The following is a 15,959-nucleotide window of genomic DNA, read 5'->3' on the forward strand; positions in this document are numbered from 1 at the left end:
CGCCCCCCAGAATTTGTGGGGGGGGGCCCTTCTCTATGGGTCGACTTACTTCTTGTCGGTGCCGGAAGCGTCCCGGTGGTCCGGACCCAGAACCACATTTTGGGCAACTGGATCATTGCCGGTGCCCTCAAGGCCTGTGCGGATAGTGGCCGATGCCACGCCTCCGGCAGCCTTCTTGGAGCCGCGGCGTTCGATCAGGATCGCGATGCGGGAAACCGTCAGGTTGATCAGGATGTAGATCGCAGCACCGACGAAGAACGCCGGGAACAGGAAGTTCGGCCCGAGGAAGTCGGCCATGATCTGGATCTTCCTCAGCAGTTCCTCGTAGCCCACGATGTAGCCGAGCGAGGTGTCCTTCAGGAGTACAACCAGCTGGGCCACCAGCGAGGGAAGCATGCGCCGGACTGCCTGCGGGAATTCGATGGACATCCGGGACTGGAAGCTGCGCAGACCGATGGCCAGCCCGGCTTCGCGCTGTCCCTTGGGCAGCGACTGGATACCGGCGCGGAGGATCTCCGCGAAGATGGCGGCGTTGTAGAGCACCAGGCCAACCACGACTGCCTGGAACTGCCCCGTGGCGAAAACCAACAGGACGAACAACATCATGAGGACCACGGGCATGCCGCGGAGGAACTCAAGCACCACCTGGGTAGGAATGCGGACCCACGGAATCAGCGAGATGCGCAGCAGGCAAAGGCCGATTCCCAGCGGGAAGGCGATGATCGCCGCCACAGCAGCAGCAGCAAGGGTGGAGAGGATTCCTTGGCCAATCAGGTTCCAGACATCCGGAGCCATGGGGCCGTAGAAGATTTCCCAGCGGTCGGCGTCGAAGATGCCTTGCTGGGCCAGGGTCATCACGGCAATGGCCAGGACGCCGAGGATGATCAGGATTCCGGCAGCGGAACCAATGAGCGAGTAAAGGCGGGCCTTGGGCCCGGGGACGTCGTACAGGACCGAGGTCATCGGGCAATCGCCACCTTTCGTTCGACAAAGTGCGCCAGGAGGCCAAGGGGAACCGTGATGAGGAGGTAGAAGAATGCCACCCCAAGAAGGATCCAGAGGACCTGGTTGCCGTAGTCATTCGAGAGCTGGCGACCGTAGCCGAAGAGCTCCAGGACGAAGAACGCGCCGGCTACCGAGGAGTTCTTGACCAAAGCGATCAGGATGTTGATCAACGGCGGGACCACCGTCCGGACGGCCTGGGGCAGGACGATGAAGCCCAGGACCTGGGTGAAGGTCATCCCGACGCTGCGGGCAGCTTCGGCCTGGCCAACGGGGACGCTGTTGACGCCGGAACGGACTGCTTCAGCGATGAAGGCGGCGGTGTAGCTGCTCAGGGCGATGATGGCGGCCACTTCGAACTGTTCGAATTTGACGCCCAGCCGGGGGAGAACGATGGCTGCGAAGAAGAAAATGATAGTCAGGGGGGTGTTACGGGCTACTTCAACATAGAACATGCTGAAGCCGCGGAGTGCTGCCACGGGGGAGACCCTCATGGCCGCCAGGAGTGTGCCGACAACGAGGGCAATGATTCCTGAAATTACGGAGAGATAAAGGGTTCGGAGAAATCCGTCCCAGTATTCGGGGAGGCTTGCTATGACGGCGTCCATGGCTTCCTTTGGCTGCAGCTAATCAGGGAACAGGGTCCTGGATTCATCAACTGCCGCCGTCCGGGTGGGCGGCGGCAGTTGATGGGTCCCGACTAGTAGCGGTTGATCGCAGGAAGTTCAGGAGCGGTCTTGATGACCTTGCCTGCGGTGGCTTCCCATGCCTTCTTGTACGTGCCGTCCTTGGCGAATCCCTCAAGCTGGTCGTTGATCCAGTTGCGGAAGACGGTGTCGTCCTTCTTCAGGCCGATGCCGTAGGGCTCCTTGGTGAATGTCTGGTCCGAGGCGAGCTTGAAGGCGTCCGGTTCCTTGTCGACGTAGCCGGCGAGGATGACGTTGTCGGTGGTCACGGCGACAACCTGCTTGTTGCGCAGCGGCTCCAGGCAGGCGGTGTACGTGGCGGCCGGAACGACCTCGGCGCCGTACTTCTCGGCAATGGTCTTGGCCGGGGTAGAGCCGGTCACGGAGCACACCTTCTTGCCCTTGACGTCTTCGGGCTTGGTGATGGAGTTATCGTCCTTGTTCACCAGCAATGCCTGGCCTGCTTCGTAGTACGGGCCTGCGAAGGAGACCTTTTCCTTGCGGGCGTCGTTGATGGTGTAGGTGGCGATGACCAGGTCTACACGGCCCTGCTCGATGAAGGACTCGCGGTTCTGGGAGACGGTCTCCACCCATTCAATCTTGTCGGCAGCGATGCCCAGCTTGGCGGCGATGGCCTTGCCGATTTCAACGTCGAAACCGACCGGCTTGCCGTCCAGGCCCTTCTGTCCAAAGAGCGGCTGGTCGAACTTGGTACCAATCTTGATCGTCTTGGCCTCGCTCAGCTTCGCCATGGTGGTGCCGGCTTCGAAGCTCGCGGAAGCAACGGGGGGAGTGGTGGAGCTTCCGCCGCCACCACATGCGCTCAGCGACAGGGCAAGAGCAGCAGAAGCGGCCACCAGGAGTGACTTCCTCCGGGTAATAAGAGACTTCATGATGTTCCTTTCATTGGATGGCCGCCTTACGGCCGGGATGCGGGCGGTAAGGAGCTAGTGGGTCAAAAGCTTGGACAAGAAGTCCTTGGCACGGTCGCTCTTCGGGTTGGTGAAGAACTCCTCCGGGCTCGCGTCCTCCACGATCTGTCCGTCGGCCATGAACACCACACGGTCAGCAGCCTTGCGGGCAAAGCCCATCTCGTGGGTTACCACGATCATGGTCATGCCTTCTTTGGCCAGCTGGATCATGACGTCCAGGACTTCGTTGATCATTTCCGGGTCCAACGCGGACGTGGGCTCGTCGAACAGCATCACCTTGGGCTTCATGGCAAGGGCGCGGGCAATCGCCACGCGCTGCTGCTGTCCGCCGGAGAGCTGTGCGGGAAGCTTCGGAGCCTGATGTCCGACGCCGACACGCTCAAGGAGCGCCATGGCTTCCTTGTCCGCGGTTCCCTTGGCTACCTTCTTGACCTTGATGGGCCCGAGGGTGACGTTCTCAAGAATCGTCTTGTGGGCAAACAGGTTGAAGGACTGGAAGACCATTCCGACGTCGGCCCGCAGGTGGGCAAGATCCTTGCCTTCTTCGGGAAGCTTCTTCCCGTCGATGGCGATGTCGCCGTCGTCGATCGTTTCCAAACGGTTGATCGCACGGCACAGGGTGGACTTACCGGAACCGGAAGGTCCGATAACTACCACGACTTCACCCTTCCGAACCTGGAGGTTGATGTCCTTGAGGACGTGCAGTTGACCGTAGTGCTTGTTGACGCCATTCAGGGAGACGAGGGCATCGCCGGACGCTTGAGTAGTCATACGAAGAATCTAGCGAACAACGAAGCAAATATGACCACGGTCACGGCAACTTCGTGAAGATCGTGACTGAACAGAAACCTGCTCCCCAGGCATATACCAGACTGCAATGCAAGAAGCGGGTCGCTGCGATGGAGCCGGCGCCAGGAGGCGCTAGCCTTGGGCAATGAGCATCAGCCAGCACTCAATTCCCAACCCGGATGCCAACGGCAACGGCAGGACCACCCACGTACCCCTGCCTTCGGAGATCGCGCCCGCCAAGCACAAGGGCTCCTTGGAGCTTCGACGCAAACAGGCAGATACGGGAATGTCGGACCAGCATTTGCTGGATACCAGCGGTGCCGGGCAGTTCATCCACACGGATCCCTGGCGAGTCCTCCGGATCCAAAGCGAGTTCGTGGAAGGGTTCGGGGCGCTGGCCGACCTCGGCCCCGCCGTCAGCGTCTTCGGTTCCGCCCGCACCAAGCCGGGGACCGAATACTACGAGATGGCCGTAGAGGTAGGCCGCAAACTGGCAGAGTCCGGTGTTGCGGTCATTACCGGCGGCGGACCGGGCTCCATGGAAGCAGCGAACAAAGGCGCCGTCGAAGGCAATGGGGTTTCCGTGGGGCTGGGAATCGAGCTGCCGTTCGAACAGGGGCTCAACCAATGGGTGGACCTTGGCATCAACTTCAGGTACTTCTTCGCCCGCAAAACCATGTTCGTCAAGTACGCGCAAGGATTTGTGGTGCTGCCGGGCGGACTTGGAACCCTTGACGAGCTCTTCGAAGCCATGGTCCTGGTCCAGACCCGAAAGGTGACCTCGTTCCCCATCGTTCTCCTGGGCGTCCGTTTCTGGGGCCCAATGATCGAGTGGATCCGGGAAACTCTGGTGGCGGAGGGCATGGTCTCCGAAAAGGACCTCGATCTGATCCAGCTGGTGGATGACCCGGCAGACGCCGTCCACCGGGTGCTGCACGGGGCTCCGCTTCCGACACCGACAGGTGAGCAACGCCCGGAGTAGCAGGCGTGTTTCTGGCACCATGGACACTGTGAGCTTCTTTCTGGTATTTCTCGCAATTGTCCTGGTTGGCGCGGTGCTGTTTTTCGGCGCCGGTGTAGTCCGGGGGCGCACGTTGGGAGCGGGTCTTGACGACCCCCTTCCCAACCTGCCCCCGGTGCTGCTGCCGGCCGAGGCGCGGCCGTCCGACGTCGACTCCGTGCGTTTTGCGCTGGGGCTCCGCGGCTACCGGATGGATCAGGTGGACCAAGTGCTCGATGAGCTCCGGGACCAGCTGCGGGCCAAGGACCTTGAAATCGCGAGGCTGGGGGCGTTGGCGGAGCAAAAGTCCGGGGGCGACGAAACCGGCCGGACCCCACAGTGACCGTCCAGGCTCCGGTCAGACACGGCGAAGGAGCTGCGGCCCGGCTTTCCCGGGCCGTGGCGGCTGCCGGATCACGAATGGCCATATGGCCTTGGTGGCTGCAAGTATCACTGATCTTTGTCGCCGCCCGCCTGGTCAGTGCTTGCATCTTCATGGCAGCGGCGCTCCAACAGGGCACCAACCCATGGTTCCCGCCGGCTCCCGATTACTGGAACTTCATCACCATCTGGGATGGCCGCTGGTACCAGCAAGCTGCCGATAGCGGTTACCCATCAGTCCTGCCGGTGGACGCAAACGGCGTGGTCAAGGAGAACGCCTGGGCCTTCTACGCCCTGTTCCCGCTGCTGGGGCGGGGTGTCGCTGCCATGACGGGCCTGGGCACCTTGCAAGCCCTTACTGTCATCGCAATGGTGGCAGGCTTGGGCGCGGCCTTGGTGATCTACAAACTCTTCCGCGAATTCGCAGGCAAGCGCACAGCCATCTGGGGCGTCGTTTTCGTTTCCACGTTCCCGGTGTCGCCGATCCTCCAGGTCCCCTACGCCGAGTCCCTGAACTTGCTGCTGCTGGCCGCATCACTCCTCTTGGTGGTCAGGCGACGGTACCTGACAGCTATTCCCGTAGTCCTGGTGATGTGCCTGTCCAGGCCCACCGGGGTACCTTTCGCGGCCATGGTCGGTTTGCTGCTGCTCTGGCGCCTCTGGGAAAGGTTCAGGCGCCCATCAACAACTGAAACCATGTCCACCCGGAGCCTGGTATCCCTTGGGGCGTTGGTGGTGGCAACCGGAATCGGAGCCCTCGCCTGGCCCGCCATCGCTTGGGCAGTGACGGGCGATCCGACCGCCTATACGCGGACCGAGACCGCTTGGCGTGGACATGACCTGGTGCCTTTCAAGCCGTGGTTCGATACCGGCCGGATGTTGTTCGGCCCGGTGCTCGGTGTCCTGGCTCCGTTTGTCTTCACCGCACTTTTCGTGCTGGTGATGGTGTCCGCTCCGGTAAAGAGGCTCGGGCCGGAACTGAGGCTCTGGTGCGCCTGCTACATGGGCTACCTCCTGGTGTTCCTGCACCCGCAGACCAGTACCTTCCGGATGCTCCTGCCGCTGTTCCCCTTGGCGCTCGGTGCTGCGGCCTTGTCAAAGTCCAAGGCGTACCGGGGGACCGTCGTAGTGATGTTTGTCCTCCTCCAGATTGTCTGGGTTGTGTGGCTGTGGGCGTGGGCCCAGTTGCCAGGAGGCGGCGACTATCCGCCCTGACGTGCACCTTTGTCCGTCGCCGCCAATTTGTACAAAGCCCGCACAAACGGGCCGCTGATTTCGCTACGGGCGGGTAAGTACGGGATAATGGACCCAAGAGCAGGGACAAAGCACCTAACAGTGCCCGGCCATGGCGGCCTCCAAGCAGTGCCGCCGGCTGCAATTGCGACGCGGAACCAGCCCGGCCGGGTTGGCGTGACTTGGGACAAATGGAGGGGATTTTCCTAATGGCGGCTATGAAACCACGTACTGGCGACGGCCCTATGGAAGTTACCAAAGAGGGACGCAGCCTCATTATGCGTGTGCCGCTCGAAGGTGGAGGCCGGCTTGTGGTCGAGCTCAATGCCGCCGAAGCGGAAAACCTCAAGGAATGCCTCGTAGGTGTGACGGAATAGAGTTACAAAGCAGGGCCCGGCATCAGCCGGCGCCCTGCTTCTTTGTTTAACTCACGACGGCGGCGGGCGCCTATTTCTTGACGGCCACCAAAAGGCCGTCCCCGGTGGGCAACATGGCCGAGGCGAGCCGTTCGTCGTCGCGGATGGCCTTGCCGATCTGGCGCAGCACCACGGTGGTGGAGTCGCGCGCTGCCGGGTTGGAAACCCGATCCTTGTCCAATGCATCGTTGATGACCAGCGTGCCCCCGGACTTCAGCAGGCGGATGGCCTGCTCCACGTATTTGGGAAAGTTCGGCTTGTCGGCATCGATGAAGACGAGGTCATACGCCGCGTCGGTCAGCCTCGGGAGGACATCTGCCGCGCGACCTGAGATGGTGCGGGTGCGGTTGGCTGGGCTGCCCGATTCGAGGAAGGCCTCCCGGGCCGCCTTGAGGTGCTCGACGTCAACATCGATGGTCGTCAGGACAGCCTGGGGCCCGAGTCCGCGCAGCAGGCAGACACCCGAAACTCCGGCTCCGGAACCAACCTCCACCACAGTCTGTGCCTTGGACGCCGCTGCGAGCACCGTCAAGACCGCGCCAACACCGGGGCTGATGGGTGTCACGCCCAGCTCGAACGAACGCTCGCGGGCGCGCAACATCACGTCATCCTCAGCCGGCAGATCTTCTGCGTAGGACCAGCTGCTTGACTTGTCGGCACTCATGAAGGGATTCGCTTTCCGCGGGTAGGGGTGTTTGTACCAGACTACTGTGTCCGCCCCGGTAAACCGGCTGTTGGGGAGTGGCTCCCGTTCTGTGTCAGAGCCGCTTTTCAGCCGTGCACGAAAAACGATGTCCAGTCAGGTAATTCCCAGACAAACTTGGGATGATATTGCTCCGGTCATCCACGAGGTGGGCGGCACCGAATTAACGGTGAACCACAGTTTGAGGGGAGTGGACGATGCCGGCATCCCATGCTGCGCCAGTCCTTGCATCAGAAGGCCCTGAGGCCGCCACCGACTGGGTCATGCCCAGCTGGGAGGAAGTGGTGTCCAACCACTCCGCCAAGGTATACCGCCTCGCCTACCGCCTGACCGGCAACAAGTTCGACGCCGAGGACCTCACCCAGGAGGTCTTCGTCCGGGTCTTCCGCTCCCTGGAGAACTTCAAGCCGGGAACACTGGACGGCTGGTTGCACCGCATCACTACCAACTTGTTCCTGGACCAGGCCCGCCGAAAGAGCCGCATTCGCTTTGACGCGCTGGCCGAGGATGCAGAGTCCCGCCTGCCCGGCCGTGAGCCCGGTCCTGAGCAGAGCTTTGAGCACAACAACCTCGACCTCGACGTCCAGCGCGCCCTGGAGGAGCTCCCGCCCGACTTCCGCGCCGCCGTCGTGCTGTGCGATCTCGAGGGACTGTCCTATGACGAAGTCGCGGAGGCACTGGGCGTAAAGCTCGGGACCGTCAGGTCCCGTATCCACCGTGGTCGCACCATGCTGCGCGAGAAACTGGCCCACCGCGACCCGCGTCCGGTGGAGGCCCGCAAACCGCGCCTGAAGATGCCCCGCATCGCCAGTATCCTTTAGGTCGTCAATGCCCCGACGTCCTGATCGCCCGGAATCTTTGTCCCGGCGTAAGTTGGCTTCGCTGCGCCATTCCCGGAACCCGGAGCATGTGCAGGTGTGCGATAAGTGCCGTACTTTGCTGCGCCAGGAGCGGCAGTACATTGAACGCCTGCGCGGCGCAGCCGTGCCTGAAGCCAGCGAGGACCTCACCGCAAGGTTGCTTCAGCACACCGAACGCCTTGCCAACCATTCCCCCCAGCCATGGGAAGCCCCGCCGTCCCGGAACGGAATCCGGCGCGGGCTGCGGATCACTGCCGTCGCCGCAAGCACCTTGGTGGTGTCGGCCGGCGCCCTTGCCGGTTCGGCTTACATCGTGGCAGGGGAGGACGAGCCACAGGCTTTCGTGCAGACCAACGACGCCGGACTCCTCGCCGGTGCCTGGACGGGCGGGCCATCGGAGTCCGCGGTTGCACCTGCTTTCCAGACCGGCAGCACCATTAACTTGAGTGCCGCCCAGCTGGACGCACTCAGGGTAGAAGGGTGGGCCTGTCCCGAGCTGGCCGGAGCGGGTTTCAAGGTTGTTTCCGCCCACGCCAGGATGGTTGATGACCATCCGGCTGTAGAGCTTCAACTGGAAAGGAACGGCCACTTCGCCACCATCGTGGAGGAACACCGTACTGGCGGGGAGAACTCTTCTGGGGCGTCGACTCCGGCACGGCTCTCCGTAACCCAGGGAAGCCCATGGAAGGCTGTCTACTCGACGCCAGCGGCCGTGATCACGTACGCGTCCGATCTCCCCGCTGAGACTGCAGATGACGCCGTTCCGGAAATAGTCCGGGCGGGCGAGTCCTTGGCGGGCTATGCAGGCGCCCCGGGATCCGATGCCTGGTACCTCAGGCTGCTCCGCGGCCTTCAGACCCTTCTTCGCCCCGCTGGTTTATGAGCGGCACCACAGACAAGGTAATCTTCGTAGCGTGCTTGGAATCAACGGCCCGGAGTTCATACTCCTTCTGATTATCGGCGTACTCGTCATCGGTCCCAGCCGTTTGCCCGAATACACTCAAAAGCTCGCCAATTTGGTCAAGGAAGTGCGCCGTATGGCTTCCGGCGCCCGCGAACAGATCAAAGAAGAAGTCGGCATCGACATCGATGAAGTCGACTGGAAGAAATACGACCCCCGGCAGTACGATCCCCGGCGCATCATCAAGGACGCCCTCCTGGATGATGACACCAAGCCAGTCAGCGCAGGGGCTCCGGCCGTGGCGGCCACCGCCGCGGTTGCAGCTGCCGAAGCCAAGCCGAAGCCGCCTGCGCGGGTCATTGAACGGCTTGCCGAGGGCGAAGCCGCTCCCTTCGACACCGAAGCTACCTAAGCCGCTGCCCGGCCCGGCTCTCTGCTGAAGGGTGTCAGCAAGCCTTAGCGGGGCTCGATGCCCAGCGACAACCCCGATAGTCCCCGCGGCCGTGAGGCCAAGGTTGCCGCTATCCCTGCCATGGCCTTGGCCCCAGCGGAGTCGGGAGCTGCCAGCACCACAGGCGTTCCCGCATCGCCTCCCTCGCGCAGCCGGATGTCCAGGGGGATCTGCCCCAGCAGCGGAACGTCGCTGCCAACGGCGGCGCTCAACCGTTCAGCCAGGATGGCACCGCCGCCGCTTCCAAACAGTTCCATGCGATCGCCGTCGGGCATTTCCAGGAACGACATGTTCTCTATCACGCCAGCCACCTTCTGGCCGGTTTGCGTGGCAATCGTTCCCGCACGTTCGGCGACATCGGCGGCTGCCGCCTGCGGCGTAGTGACCACCAGGATCTCGGCATTGGGCAGCAGTTGGGCCACGGAGATCGCGATGTCGCCAGTGCCTGGAGGCAGGTCGAGGAAGAGGGCGTCGAGATCGCCGAAGTAGACATCGGTGAGGAACTGTTCCAAGGCGCGGTGCAGCATGGGGCCACGCCAGGCAACCGGCTGGTTTCCTGCAACGAACATGCCAATGGAGATGACTTTCACCCCGTAGGCCACAGGGGGCAGGATCATGTCATCCACCTGGGTCGGCTTCTGGGTGATGCCCATCAGTGCCGGCACGGAAAAACCGTGCACATCGGCGTCAACGATGCCCACCCTGAGTCCTTGGGCAGCCAAGGCAGTAGCGAGGTTGACTGTAACCGAGGACTTGCCTACACCGCCCTTTCCACTGGCGACCGCGTAGACCTTGGTCAGTGAACCGGGCTTGGTGAAAGGAATGCCCCTTTGTCCGCCCGGCCCCCTGAGTTGTTCCTTCAGGGCCTCCCGCTGGGCGGGTGTCATGACCTTCAATTCGACGTCGACGCTTGTGACGCCGTTCACCCTCATCAGGGCTTCCGTGGCATCCTGGGTGATGGTCTCACGCAGCGGACAACCCGCTATGGTCAGCAGAACGGCAAGATGGGCCTTGCCGTTGTCATCGACGGACACCGATTCCACCATGCCCAGTTCCGTGATGGGGCGGCGGAGTTCGGGATCAATTACCGTTGCCAGGGCAGCTTGCAGTGCCTCGACAGTAGCGGTGCTCATAAGGTTCAGGACCGGCTTTCAGGGGTGTCAGGGGAAGGCTTGGCGGTGGAGTGTTGCGGACCTGAGGAACGGGGCGGACGCACTTTGGGGATTTGCTGCGTGCGCGGACCCCGGGATTTGTCCCGCTTCTCCTTCAGTTTCTCTTTGACCTTCTCGCCGGGCGATTCCGCTGCATCCGAGGAGCTTTCGGTGTCGCGGAGTTCTTCCTGGGCATCGATGATGTCTTCCAGCAGGCTGCGCAGTTCAGCACGGACATAGTCACGGGTGGCGACTTCGCGGAGGGCAATGCGAAGCGAAGCCAGTTCCCGGGTCAGGTACTCGGTGTCGGAAAGGTTCCGTTCAGCACGCTGGCGGTCCTGCTGCAGCGAGACGCGGTCGCGGTCGTCCTGGCGGTTCTGGGCGAGCAGCAGCAGGGGAGCCGCGTAGGAAGCCTGCAGGGACAGCATCAACGTCAAGAGCGTGAAGCCCAGCTCCATGCGGTCGAACTGCCACTCCGTGGGCGCGAACGTATTCCATGCAAGCCAGAACACACAGAAAACGGTCATGTAGACAAGGAACTGCGGCGTTCCCATGAAGCGGGCGAAACCCTCGGTTGCGTTGCCGAAAGCGTCCGGGTTGGGTGAGAACTTGGGGAGGATCCGTTGACGCCCACTCAGTGGCGTATCGAGACTGCTGCCCTGGCGTGACGCGTTCCTGGTGGGTCGGGTGGCGTTGTTCTCAGCCAATGCGGCCTCCAAGCTTCCTTATTGGGGCGTCGTCCTCGTGGGCGCGCCAGTCATCCGGCAACAGGTGATCCAGCACGTCATCAACAGTCACCGCCCCCACGAGGCGGCCGTCGTCGTCCACGACTGGAAGCGAGTTCAGGTTGTACGTAGCCAGGGTGCGGGCCACCTCGCTGATGTGGGCCTGATCCGAGACAGGTTCCAGGTTTTTGTCCACGAGGTTGCCCAAGGGTTCCGGTGGAGGGAACCGAAGCAGCTGTTGTATGTGCACGACGCCCAGGAAGCGCCCGGTGGGCGTTTCCAGGGGAGGGCGGGCAATGAAAATAGATGACGCCAGGGCCGGCGAGAGTTCCTCGCGGCGGACGTGGGCCAGCGCTTCGGCAACCGTGGCCTCGGGCGGCAGGATGACCGGGACCGGGGTCATCAAACCACCGGCAGTGTCCTCGTCATATTCGAGGAGGCGGCGTACGTCTTCGGCTTCCTGGGGCTCCATCAACTGCAGGAGTTCCTCTGCCTGCGCGGAAGGGAGCTCAGCGAGGAGGTCGGCGGCGTCGTCCGGGTCCATCTCCTCAAGGACGTCGGCGGCGCGTTCGACATCCAGTGCGGAAAGGATGGTGACCTGGTCATCCTCCGGAAGCTCCTGGAGGACGTCGGCCAGCCGCTCGTCCTGAAGCTCGCTGGCTACCTCAAAGCGGCGCTTGTCGCTCATTTCCTGCAGGGCTTCAGCGAAGTCTGCAGGCTTGAGGTCCTCGTGGGTGGCAACGAACTGGGTGGCCGCCTGGGGCTCGTTGTGGCCTCCGGTTTGGGCGTCGGCCCAGTCGATGATCAGGGTCTCGTTGCGCCGGAGCCTGCTCAAGGGGGACAAGGAATGTCCGCGTCGCACAAACAGCTTGCTGACGAACCAGTCCTTGGAGCGGTGCTGGTCCATCGCGATGTCTTCAATGGTGGCGTCTCCACTGCCATCGGCCAGCGTGACGCGACGGTCGAACATCTCCGCCACCACCAACGTCTCCGCGCCGCGCTGTTCGAAGCGGCGCAGGTTGACCAGGCCCGTGCAGATGATCTGCGTCTGGTCGATGGAGGTGATCCGGGTCATGGGAACGAAGACGCGTTTCTTGCCAGGGACTTCGACGACGATGCCGACGACATGCGGTGCGCCACGGGTCCCGCGGGAGAGCACCACGACGTCCCGCAACCGGCCAAGACGATCGCCCAAGGGGTCGAAGACGTCCAAGCCCAGAAGGCGCGCCACAAAGACGCGAGAAGGATGTGTGCTCATGTTTACAGGCTACCGAGTCTGCTCTCTTTTAGCTGAATTCCAGCCGCTTCACATGTCCATGGGCCACAATGGGGCTATGTCTAACATTTTTGGTGGTCCCAAAGCTATCGAGGAATCCCGCAGCGTGCCCCAAGGCGACACCGTGGGCTCATACACCTCTTATTTGGATGCCCAGAAGGCGGTGGACTATCTCGCTGACCAGCAGTTCCCGGTTCAGCTGGTGTCCATCGTTGGCAACGACCTCAAAATGGTGGAGCGGGTCACAGGCCGCTTGAGCTACCCGAGGGTGGCCTTGTCGGGAGCTCTGAGCGGCATGTGGTTCGGCCTCTTTGTCGGCGTCATGCTCTCCTTCTTCACCCCTGCGGGCGGCCCGTTCTCCATCATCACCTCGGTGCTGATGGGTGCGGCATTCTTCATGCTCTTCGGCATCGTTACCTACGCCACCCAGCGCGGCAAGCGCGACTTCACCTCCACCAGCCAGGTGGTGGCCACGAACTATGACGTCATTGTGGCCCGGGAAGCGTCGCATGAGGCACGGCGGCTGCTCCAGCAGCTGCCGATGAACCCGTCGCAGGCACACCAGAGCAGCTACGCCCCGCAGAACCAGCCTTTCCAGCAACCGGGCCAAGCCCCCGAGCGCCCCACCACGTGGAATGACCCCTACGGTCAACGCGGTCCCCAATCCGGCCAGGACACGGCCAACAGCCAGGACACTCCCGCTGCCCAGCACCCCGTGCAGAACCCGACTCCGGCAGCCGTCCGTTACCCGGACCTGCCCGATGGCCGTCCGCAGTACGGTGTGCGGGTGACGGAGGGACAAGCCGACGCTCCGCAGGACGATACCCAACAAGCCGGTTCTGACGGCTCGCCCAAGCAGTAGCGCCGTAAAAAGGGAAGGCCACCGGATCACCGGTGGCCTTCCCTTTTTGCTGTCGTGATGGCCCTGCCTGAGAGGGCAGCTTAGCCCTGGGCGTCCTGGTAGATCCCCGCCATCCAGGACTCGACGTCGTCCGCCTTTCGCGGCAGGGCGGCGCTGAGGTTGACGGGACCGTCGGCGGTCATCAGGATGTCGTCCTCGATCCGGACACCGATGCCGCGGTATTCCTCCGGGATCGCCACGTCCTCGTCCTTGAAGTACAGGCCGGGTTCGATAGTGAAGACCATGCCCTCGGTGAGGACTCCGTCGAGGTAGAGCTCACGCTTGGCCTGGGCACAGTCGTGGACGTCCAGGCCCAGGTGGTGGCTGGTGCCGTGCGGCATCCAGCGCCGGTGCTGCTGGCCTTCGGGGCTGATGGCTTCCTCGACGGAGACGGGCAGCAGGCCCCACTCGGCCAGGCGCTCGGCAAGGACCGTTGTTGCCGCAGTGTGGATGTCGCGGAACTTAACGCCGGGCTGGGCGGCGGCGAAACCGGCGTCGGCGGCGTCGAGTACTGCCTCGTAGACCTTGCGTTGGACGTCGGTGAAGGCACCTGTTGCCGGCAGCGTCCGGGTGACGTCGGCAGTGTAAAGGGAGTCGGCCTCCACGCCGGCGTCGAGGAGGAGAAGCTCCCCGGCGTTGACAGTTCCAGAGTTGCGGGTCCAGTGCAGGACAGTTGCGTTGTTGCCGGCGGCTGCGATGGTGTCGTAGCCGAGCTCGTTGCCTTCTTCACGGGCCCTTGCGAAGAAGGCACCTTCGACAACACGCTCGCCGCGGGGGTGCGTCAGAGCGCGGGGAAGGGCGCGGACAACGTCGGCGAAGCCTTCAACGGTGGCAGCCACCGCGATCTTCATCTGCTCGATTTCCCATTCGTCCTTGATCAGGCGCAGCTCGGAGAGGGCTTCGCTGAGCTTCTCGTCCAAGGCATCGAGTTCGCCGAGGTCCAGGTTTTCGGGATCCTTGGCCGTGTTGTAGCGGGCAGTATCGACCAGTGCGTCGATGTTTTCATCGACCTTGCGGACCAGGCGGATGGAGATACCACCGATTTCCGGGGCACCAACGTTCTTGGTGATGGCCATTTCCAGCTCGGCGATGTGCGCGGTGGGCAGTCCCAAACGGGCTTCGAATTCAGCCAGCGTCGGACGGGCGCCAATCCAGAACTCGCCGGCCCGGGAATCGGCGTAGAACTGTTCCGTATCGCGGCCGGCCAGAGGACGGAAGTAGAGCGTGGCAGTGTGGTGGCCGCCGTCGTCGCCCTTTCCTTCAGCTACCGGCTCAAGGATCAGGACAGCGTCGGGCTCGTGGTCCACGCCCAGGCCGGTCAGGTGGGCGAAACCGGAGTGGGGGCGGAAACGGTAGTCACAGTCGTTCGAGCGGACCTTCAGCGGCCCGGCCGGGATAACAAGCCGTTCGCCCTTGAACAGTTCGGAGATGGTACGACGGCGGCGTGCGGCGTGGTCTGCAACGGCGTCCCGGGCAGGGGTCACCTGCGGGGCGGGAGCCCAGTTGCTGGCCATGAATGCCTTGAAGGCATCAGACGTGGGCCTCTGTGAGCGGTTGTTGACGCGCTCCTGCAGCGGCTGGGAATTGGAGGAGTCCAGGTTTTGGGTGTTTTCGGCATCGTTCACCGTTACATCGTCCCACCACTTCCCTGAGGAGGCCAACGGCGCAACCGGCCAAGCGGGCATGCATCCCATAGGCTGGGAAAGTGAGGATAGACCTGCATGCGCACTCGAATGTTTCCGACGGGACTGAGACACCGGCCGGCGTGATTGTTTCCGCCGTGGCCGCGGGGCTGGACGCCGTTGCCTTGACCGACCACGACTCAACGGATGGTTGGGAACCGGCGGCCGCCGCGGCCAGGGAACATGGCATTGCGTTTGTCCCCGGCATGGAGATCTCCTGTCGGACGGACAAGGGGATCAGCGTCCATCTCCTTAGCTACCTCCACGATCCCAGCCATGCGGGACTGCTTGAAGAAATCACGAAGTCCAAGGATGCCCGCCTGACACGGGCGGAGCACATGGTGACGTTGTTGTCCGAGGATTATCCGCTGACGTGGGATGACGTCATCCACCACGTAGCCCCAGGCGCCACCGTCGGACGGCCCCACATCGCGGATGCCTTGGTGGCAGCGGGTGTCGTGGCTGACCGCACGGAGGCTTTCACCACCATCCTGACTTCGCACTCGCGGTACTTCGTGCAGCACTACGCACCCGACCCCGCCCTCGCCGTCGAGCTGGTCCGGGCGGCGGGAGGCGTTCCTGTCTTCGCCCATCCGGTGGCGTCGTCCAGGGGTCGCACCGTAGGGGAGGCCACCTATCAGGACATGATTGATGCCGGCCTGTTGGGCGTGGAGGTCGAACACCGGGACAACCCTGAAGAGGGGCGGAGGTTCCTGCGGGCGCTGGCCGCCGAACACGGTCTGTTGACGACAGGATCCTCCGACTACCACGGGACCGGCAAACCGAACCAGTTGGGTGAGAACCTGACTTCGCCGGAGGTCTTGGCGCGGATCGAAGAGTTGGCAACGGGCAGCACGGTGGTCCGATGAC

At 63.0% G+C, this 15,959-nt stretch carries 18 protein-coding genes; 9 read left to right on the plus strand and 9 right to left on the minus strand.

Features of this window, described 5'->3' with window-relative positions:
* Positions 1–45 precede the first annotated feature (45 nt).
* The 4 genes from ACFVSI_RS17115 to ACFVSI_RS17130 all read right to left on the minus strand — a co-directional run bounded on the left by ACFVSI_RS17115 (position 46) and on the right by ACFVSI_RS17130 (position 3,391).
* Entirely contained in the window at positions 46–963 is a 918-nt protein-coding gene (locus ACFVSI_RS17115; RefSeq protein ID WP_262275506.1) for an amino acid ABC transporter permease, read from the minus strand.
* A complete protein-coding gene (locus ACFVSI_RS17120) occupies positions 960–1,610 on the minus strand; it encodes an amino acid ABC transporter permease (protein WP_262275505.1) in 651 nt (216 codons plus the stop codon). The genes ACFVSI_RS17115 and ACFVSI_RS17120 overlap by 4 nt, the downstream gene beginning before the upstream one ends.
* A 92-nt stretch (positions 1,611–1,702) precedes the next feature.
* On the minus strand, positions 1,703–2,581 hold the full coding sequence (locus tag ACFVSI_RS17125) for a glutamate ABC transporter substrate-binding protein (protein WP_387826193.1): 879 nt from the start codon (positions 2,579–2,581) through the stop codon (positions 1,703–1,705).
* 54 nt (positions 2,582–2,635) lie between these two features.
* The gene (locus tag ACFVSI_RS17130; protein WP_144659707.1) at positions 2,636–3,391 is read right to left on the minus strand and encodes an amino acid ABC transporter ATP-binding protein; all 756 of its coding nucleotides are present in this window, start codon (positions 3,389–3,391) and stop codon (positions 2,636–2,638) included.
* 163 nt (positions 3,392–3,554) lie between these two features.
* On the opposite strand from ACFVSI_RS17130, the gene ACFVSI_RS17135 reads away from it, so the two are divergent.
* The 4 genes from ACFVSI_RS17135 to ACFVSI_RS17150 all read left to right on the plus strand — a co-directional run bounded on the left by ACFVSI_RS17135 (position 3,555) and on the right by ACFVSI_RS17150 (position 6,400).
* Positions 3,555–4,391 (plus strand): TIGR00730 family Rossman fold protein, encoded by an 837-nt coding sequence (locus tag ACFVSI_RS17135; RefSeq protein ID WP_387826197.1) that lies wholly within the window; start codon positions 3,555–3,557, stop codon positions 4,389–4,391.
* Positions 4,392–4,410: 19 nt separating this feature from the next.
* Entirely contained in the window at positions 4,411–4,752 is a 342-nt protein-coding gene (locus ACFVSI_RS17140) for a DivIVA domain-containing protein (protein ID WP_387826200.1), read from the plus strand.
* Between the two features lie 77 nt (positions 4,753–4,829).
* Positions 4,830–6,005, plus strand: coding sequence for a hypothetical protein (locus ACFVSI_RS17145; RefSeq protein ID WP_387826203.1), 1,176 nt, complete (start codon positions 4,830–4,832; stop codon positions 6,003–6,005).
* A gap of 227 nt (positions 6,006–6,232) precedes the next feature.
* On the plus strand, positions 6,233–6,400 hold the full coding sequence (locus tag ACFVSI_RS17150; RefSeq protein ID WP_064721643.1) for a DUF3117 domain-containing protein: 168 nt from the start codon (positions 6,233–6,235) through the stop codon (positions 6,398–6,400).
* A gap of 70 nt (positions 6,401–6,470) precedes the next feature.
* On the opposite strand, the gene ACFVSI_RS17155 is transcribed toward ACFVSI_RS17150, so the two are convergent.
* Positions 6,471–7,103, minus strand: coding sequence for an O-methyltransferase (locus ACFVSI_RS17155; protein ID WP_262275502.1), 633 nt, complete (start codon positions 7,101–7,103; stop codon positions 6,471–6,473).
* A gap of 236 nt (positions 7,104–7,339) precedes the next feature.
* On the opposite strand from ACFVSI_RS17155, the gene sigE reads away from it, so the two are divergent.
* The 3 genes from sigE to ACFVSI_RS17170 are packed head-to-tail and all read left to right on the plus strand — an operon-like array spanning position 7,340 to position 9,315.
* On the plus strand, positions 7,340–7,963 hold the full coding sequence (gene sigE, locus ACFVSI_RS17160; RefSeq protein WP_387826205.1) for an RNA polymerase sigma factor SigE: 624 nt from the start codon (positions 7,340–7,342) through the stop codon (positions 7,961–7,963).
* Positions 7,964–7,970: 7 nt separating this feature from the next.
* Positions 7,971–8,885: a hypothetical protein gene (locus ACFVSI_RS17165; protein WP_387826207.1), complete on the plus strand. Its 915-nt coding sequence runs from the start codon at positions 7,971–7,973 to the stop codon at positions 8,883–8,885.
* Positions 8,886–8,916: 31 nt separating this feature from the next.
* Positions 8,917–9,315: a Sec-independent protein translocase TatB gene (locus ACFVSI_RS17170; protein WP_387826210.1), complete on the plus strand. Its 399-nt coding sequence runs from the start codon at positions 8,917–8,919 to the stop codon at positions 9,313–9,315.
* Positions 9,316–9,359: 44 nt separating this feature from the next.
* Here ACFVSI_RS17170 and ACFVSI_RS17175 read toward each other — a convergent pair whose 3' ends face one another.
* Genes ACFVSI_RS17175 through ACFVSI_RS17185 form a run of 3 tightly spaced genes read right to left on the minus strand, consistent with a single transcriptional unit; the run spans position 9,360 to position 12,488 of the window.
* Positions 9,360–10,487 (minus strand): Mrp/NBP35 family ATP-binding protein, encoded by a 1,128-nt coding sequence (locus ACFVSI_RS17175; RefSeq protein WP_387826213.1) that lies wholly within the window; start codon positions 10,485–10,487, stop codon positions 9,360–9,362.
* Between the two features lie 5 nt (positions 10,488–10,492).
* Positions 10,493–11,224, minus strand: a complete 732-nt coding sequence (locus tag ACFVSI_RS17180) for a DUF1003 domain-containing protein (protein WP_387826216.1) — start codon at positions 11,222–11,224, stop codon at positions 10,493–10,495.
* The gene (locus ACFVSI_RS17185; protein ID WP_144659714.1) at positions 11,205–12,488 is read right to left on the minus strand and encodes a magnesium transporter MgtE N-terminal domain-containing protein; all 1,284 of its coding nucleotides are present in this window, start codon (positions 12,486–12,488) and stop codon (positions 11,205–11,207) included. The genes ACFVSI_RS17180 and ACFVSI_RS17185 overlap by 20 nt, the downstream gene beginning before the upstream one ends.
* Positions 12,489–12,564: 76 nt before the next feature.
* On the opposite strand from ACFVSI_RS17185, the gene ACFVSI_RS17190 reads away from it, so the two are divergent.
* On the plus strand, positions 12,565–13,368 hold the full coding sequence (locus ACFVSI_RS17190) for a general stress protein (RefSeq protein WP_387826220.1): 804 nt from the start codon (positions 12,565–12,567) through the stop codon (positions 13,366–13,368).
* An 80-nt stretch (positions 13,369–13,448) separates the two neighbouring features.
* Here the strand turns inward: ACFVSI_RS17190 and ACFVSI_RS17195 are convergent, their stop codons facing one another.
* Positions 13,449–15,032, minus strand: a complete 1,584-nt coding sequence (locus tag ACFVSI_RS17195; RefSeq protein ID WP_387826339.1) for an aminopeptidase P family protein — start codon at positions 15,030–15,032, stop codon at positions 13,449–13,451.
* A gap of 80 nt (positions 15,033–15,112) precedes the next feature.
* Between ACFVSI_RS17195 and ACFVSI_RS17200 the strand changes: the two genes are divergently transcribed.
* Positions 15,113–15,958, plus strand: coding sequence for a PHP domain-containing protein (locus ACFVSI_RS17200; protein ID WP_387826223.1), 846 nt, complete (start codon positions 15,113–15,115; stop codon positions 15,956–15,958).
* The last annotated feature ends 1 nt before the right edge of the window (position 15,959 follow it).

This window comes from Paenarthrobacter sp. NPDC057981 (genome assembly GCF_042886835.1).
Classification (GTDB): domain Bacteria; phylum Actinomycetota; class Actinomycetes; order Actinomycetales; family Micrococcaceae; genus Arthrobacter.

Coding starts and splice junctions, on each gene's coding strand:
- ACFVSI_RS17115 (WP_262275506.1), bottom strand. CDS start 963: ATGACCTCGGTCCTGTACGACGTCCCCGGGCCCAAGGCCCGCCTTTAC.
- ACFVSI_RS17120 (WP_262275505.1), bottom strand. CDS start 1,610: ATGGACGCCGTCATAGCAAGCCTCCCCGAATACTGGGACGGATTTCTC.
- ACFVSI_RS17125 (WP_387826193.1), bottom strand. CDS start 2,581: ATGAAGTCTCTTATTACCCGGAGGAAGTCACTCCTGGTGGCCGCTTCT.
- ACFVSI_RS17130 (WP_144659707.1), bottom strand. CDS start 3,391: ATGACTACTCAAGCGTCCGGCGATGCCCTCGTCTCCCTGAATGGCGTC.
- ACFVSI_RS17135 (WP_387826197.1), top strand. CDS start 3,555: ATGAGCATCAGCCAGCACTCAATTCCCAACCCGGATGCCAACGGCAAC.
- ACFVSI_RS17140 (WP_387826200.1), top strand. CDS start 4,411: ATGGACACTGTGAGCTTCTTTCTGGTATTTCTCGCAATTGTCCTGGTT.
- ACFVSI_RS17145 (WP_387826203.1), top strand. CDS start 4,830: ATGGCCATATGGCCTTGGTGGCTGCAAGTATCACTGATCTTTGTCGCC.
- ACFVSI_RS17150 (WP_064721643.1), top strand. CDS start 6,233: ATGGCGGCTATGAAACCACGTACTGGCGACGGCCCTATGGAAGTTACC.
- ACFVSI_RS17155 (WP_262275502.1), bottom strand. CDS start 7,103: ATGAGTGCCGACAAGTCAAGCAGCTGGTCCTACGCAGAAGATCTGCCG.
- sigE (WP_387826205.1), top strand. CDS start 7,340: ATGCCGGCATCCCATGCTGCGCCAGTCCTTGCATCAGAAGGCCCTGAG.
- ACFVSI_RS17165 (WP_387826207.1), top strand. CDS start 7,971: ATGCCCCGACGTCCTGATCGCCCGGAATCTTTGTCCCGGCGTAAGTTG.
- ACFVSI_RS17175 (WP_387826213.1), bottom strand. CDS start 10,487: ATGAGCACCGCTACTGTCGAGGCACTGCAAGCTGCCCTGGCAACGGTA.
- ACFVSI_RS17185 (WP_144659714.1), bottom strand. CDS start 12,488: ATGAGCACACATCCTTCTCGCGTCTTTGTGGCGCGCCTTCTGGGCTTG.
- ACFVSI_RS17190 (WP_387826220.1), top strand. CDS start 12,565: ATGTCTAACATTTTTGGTGGTCCCAAAGCTATCGAGGAATCCCGCAGC.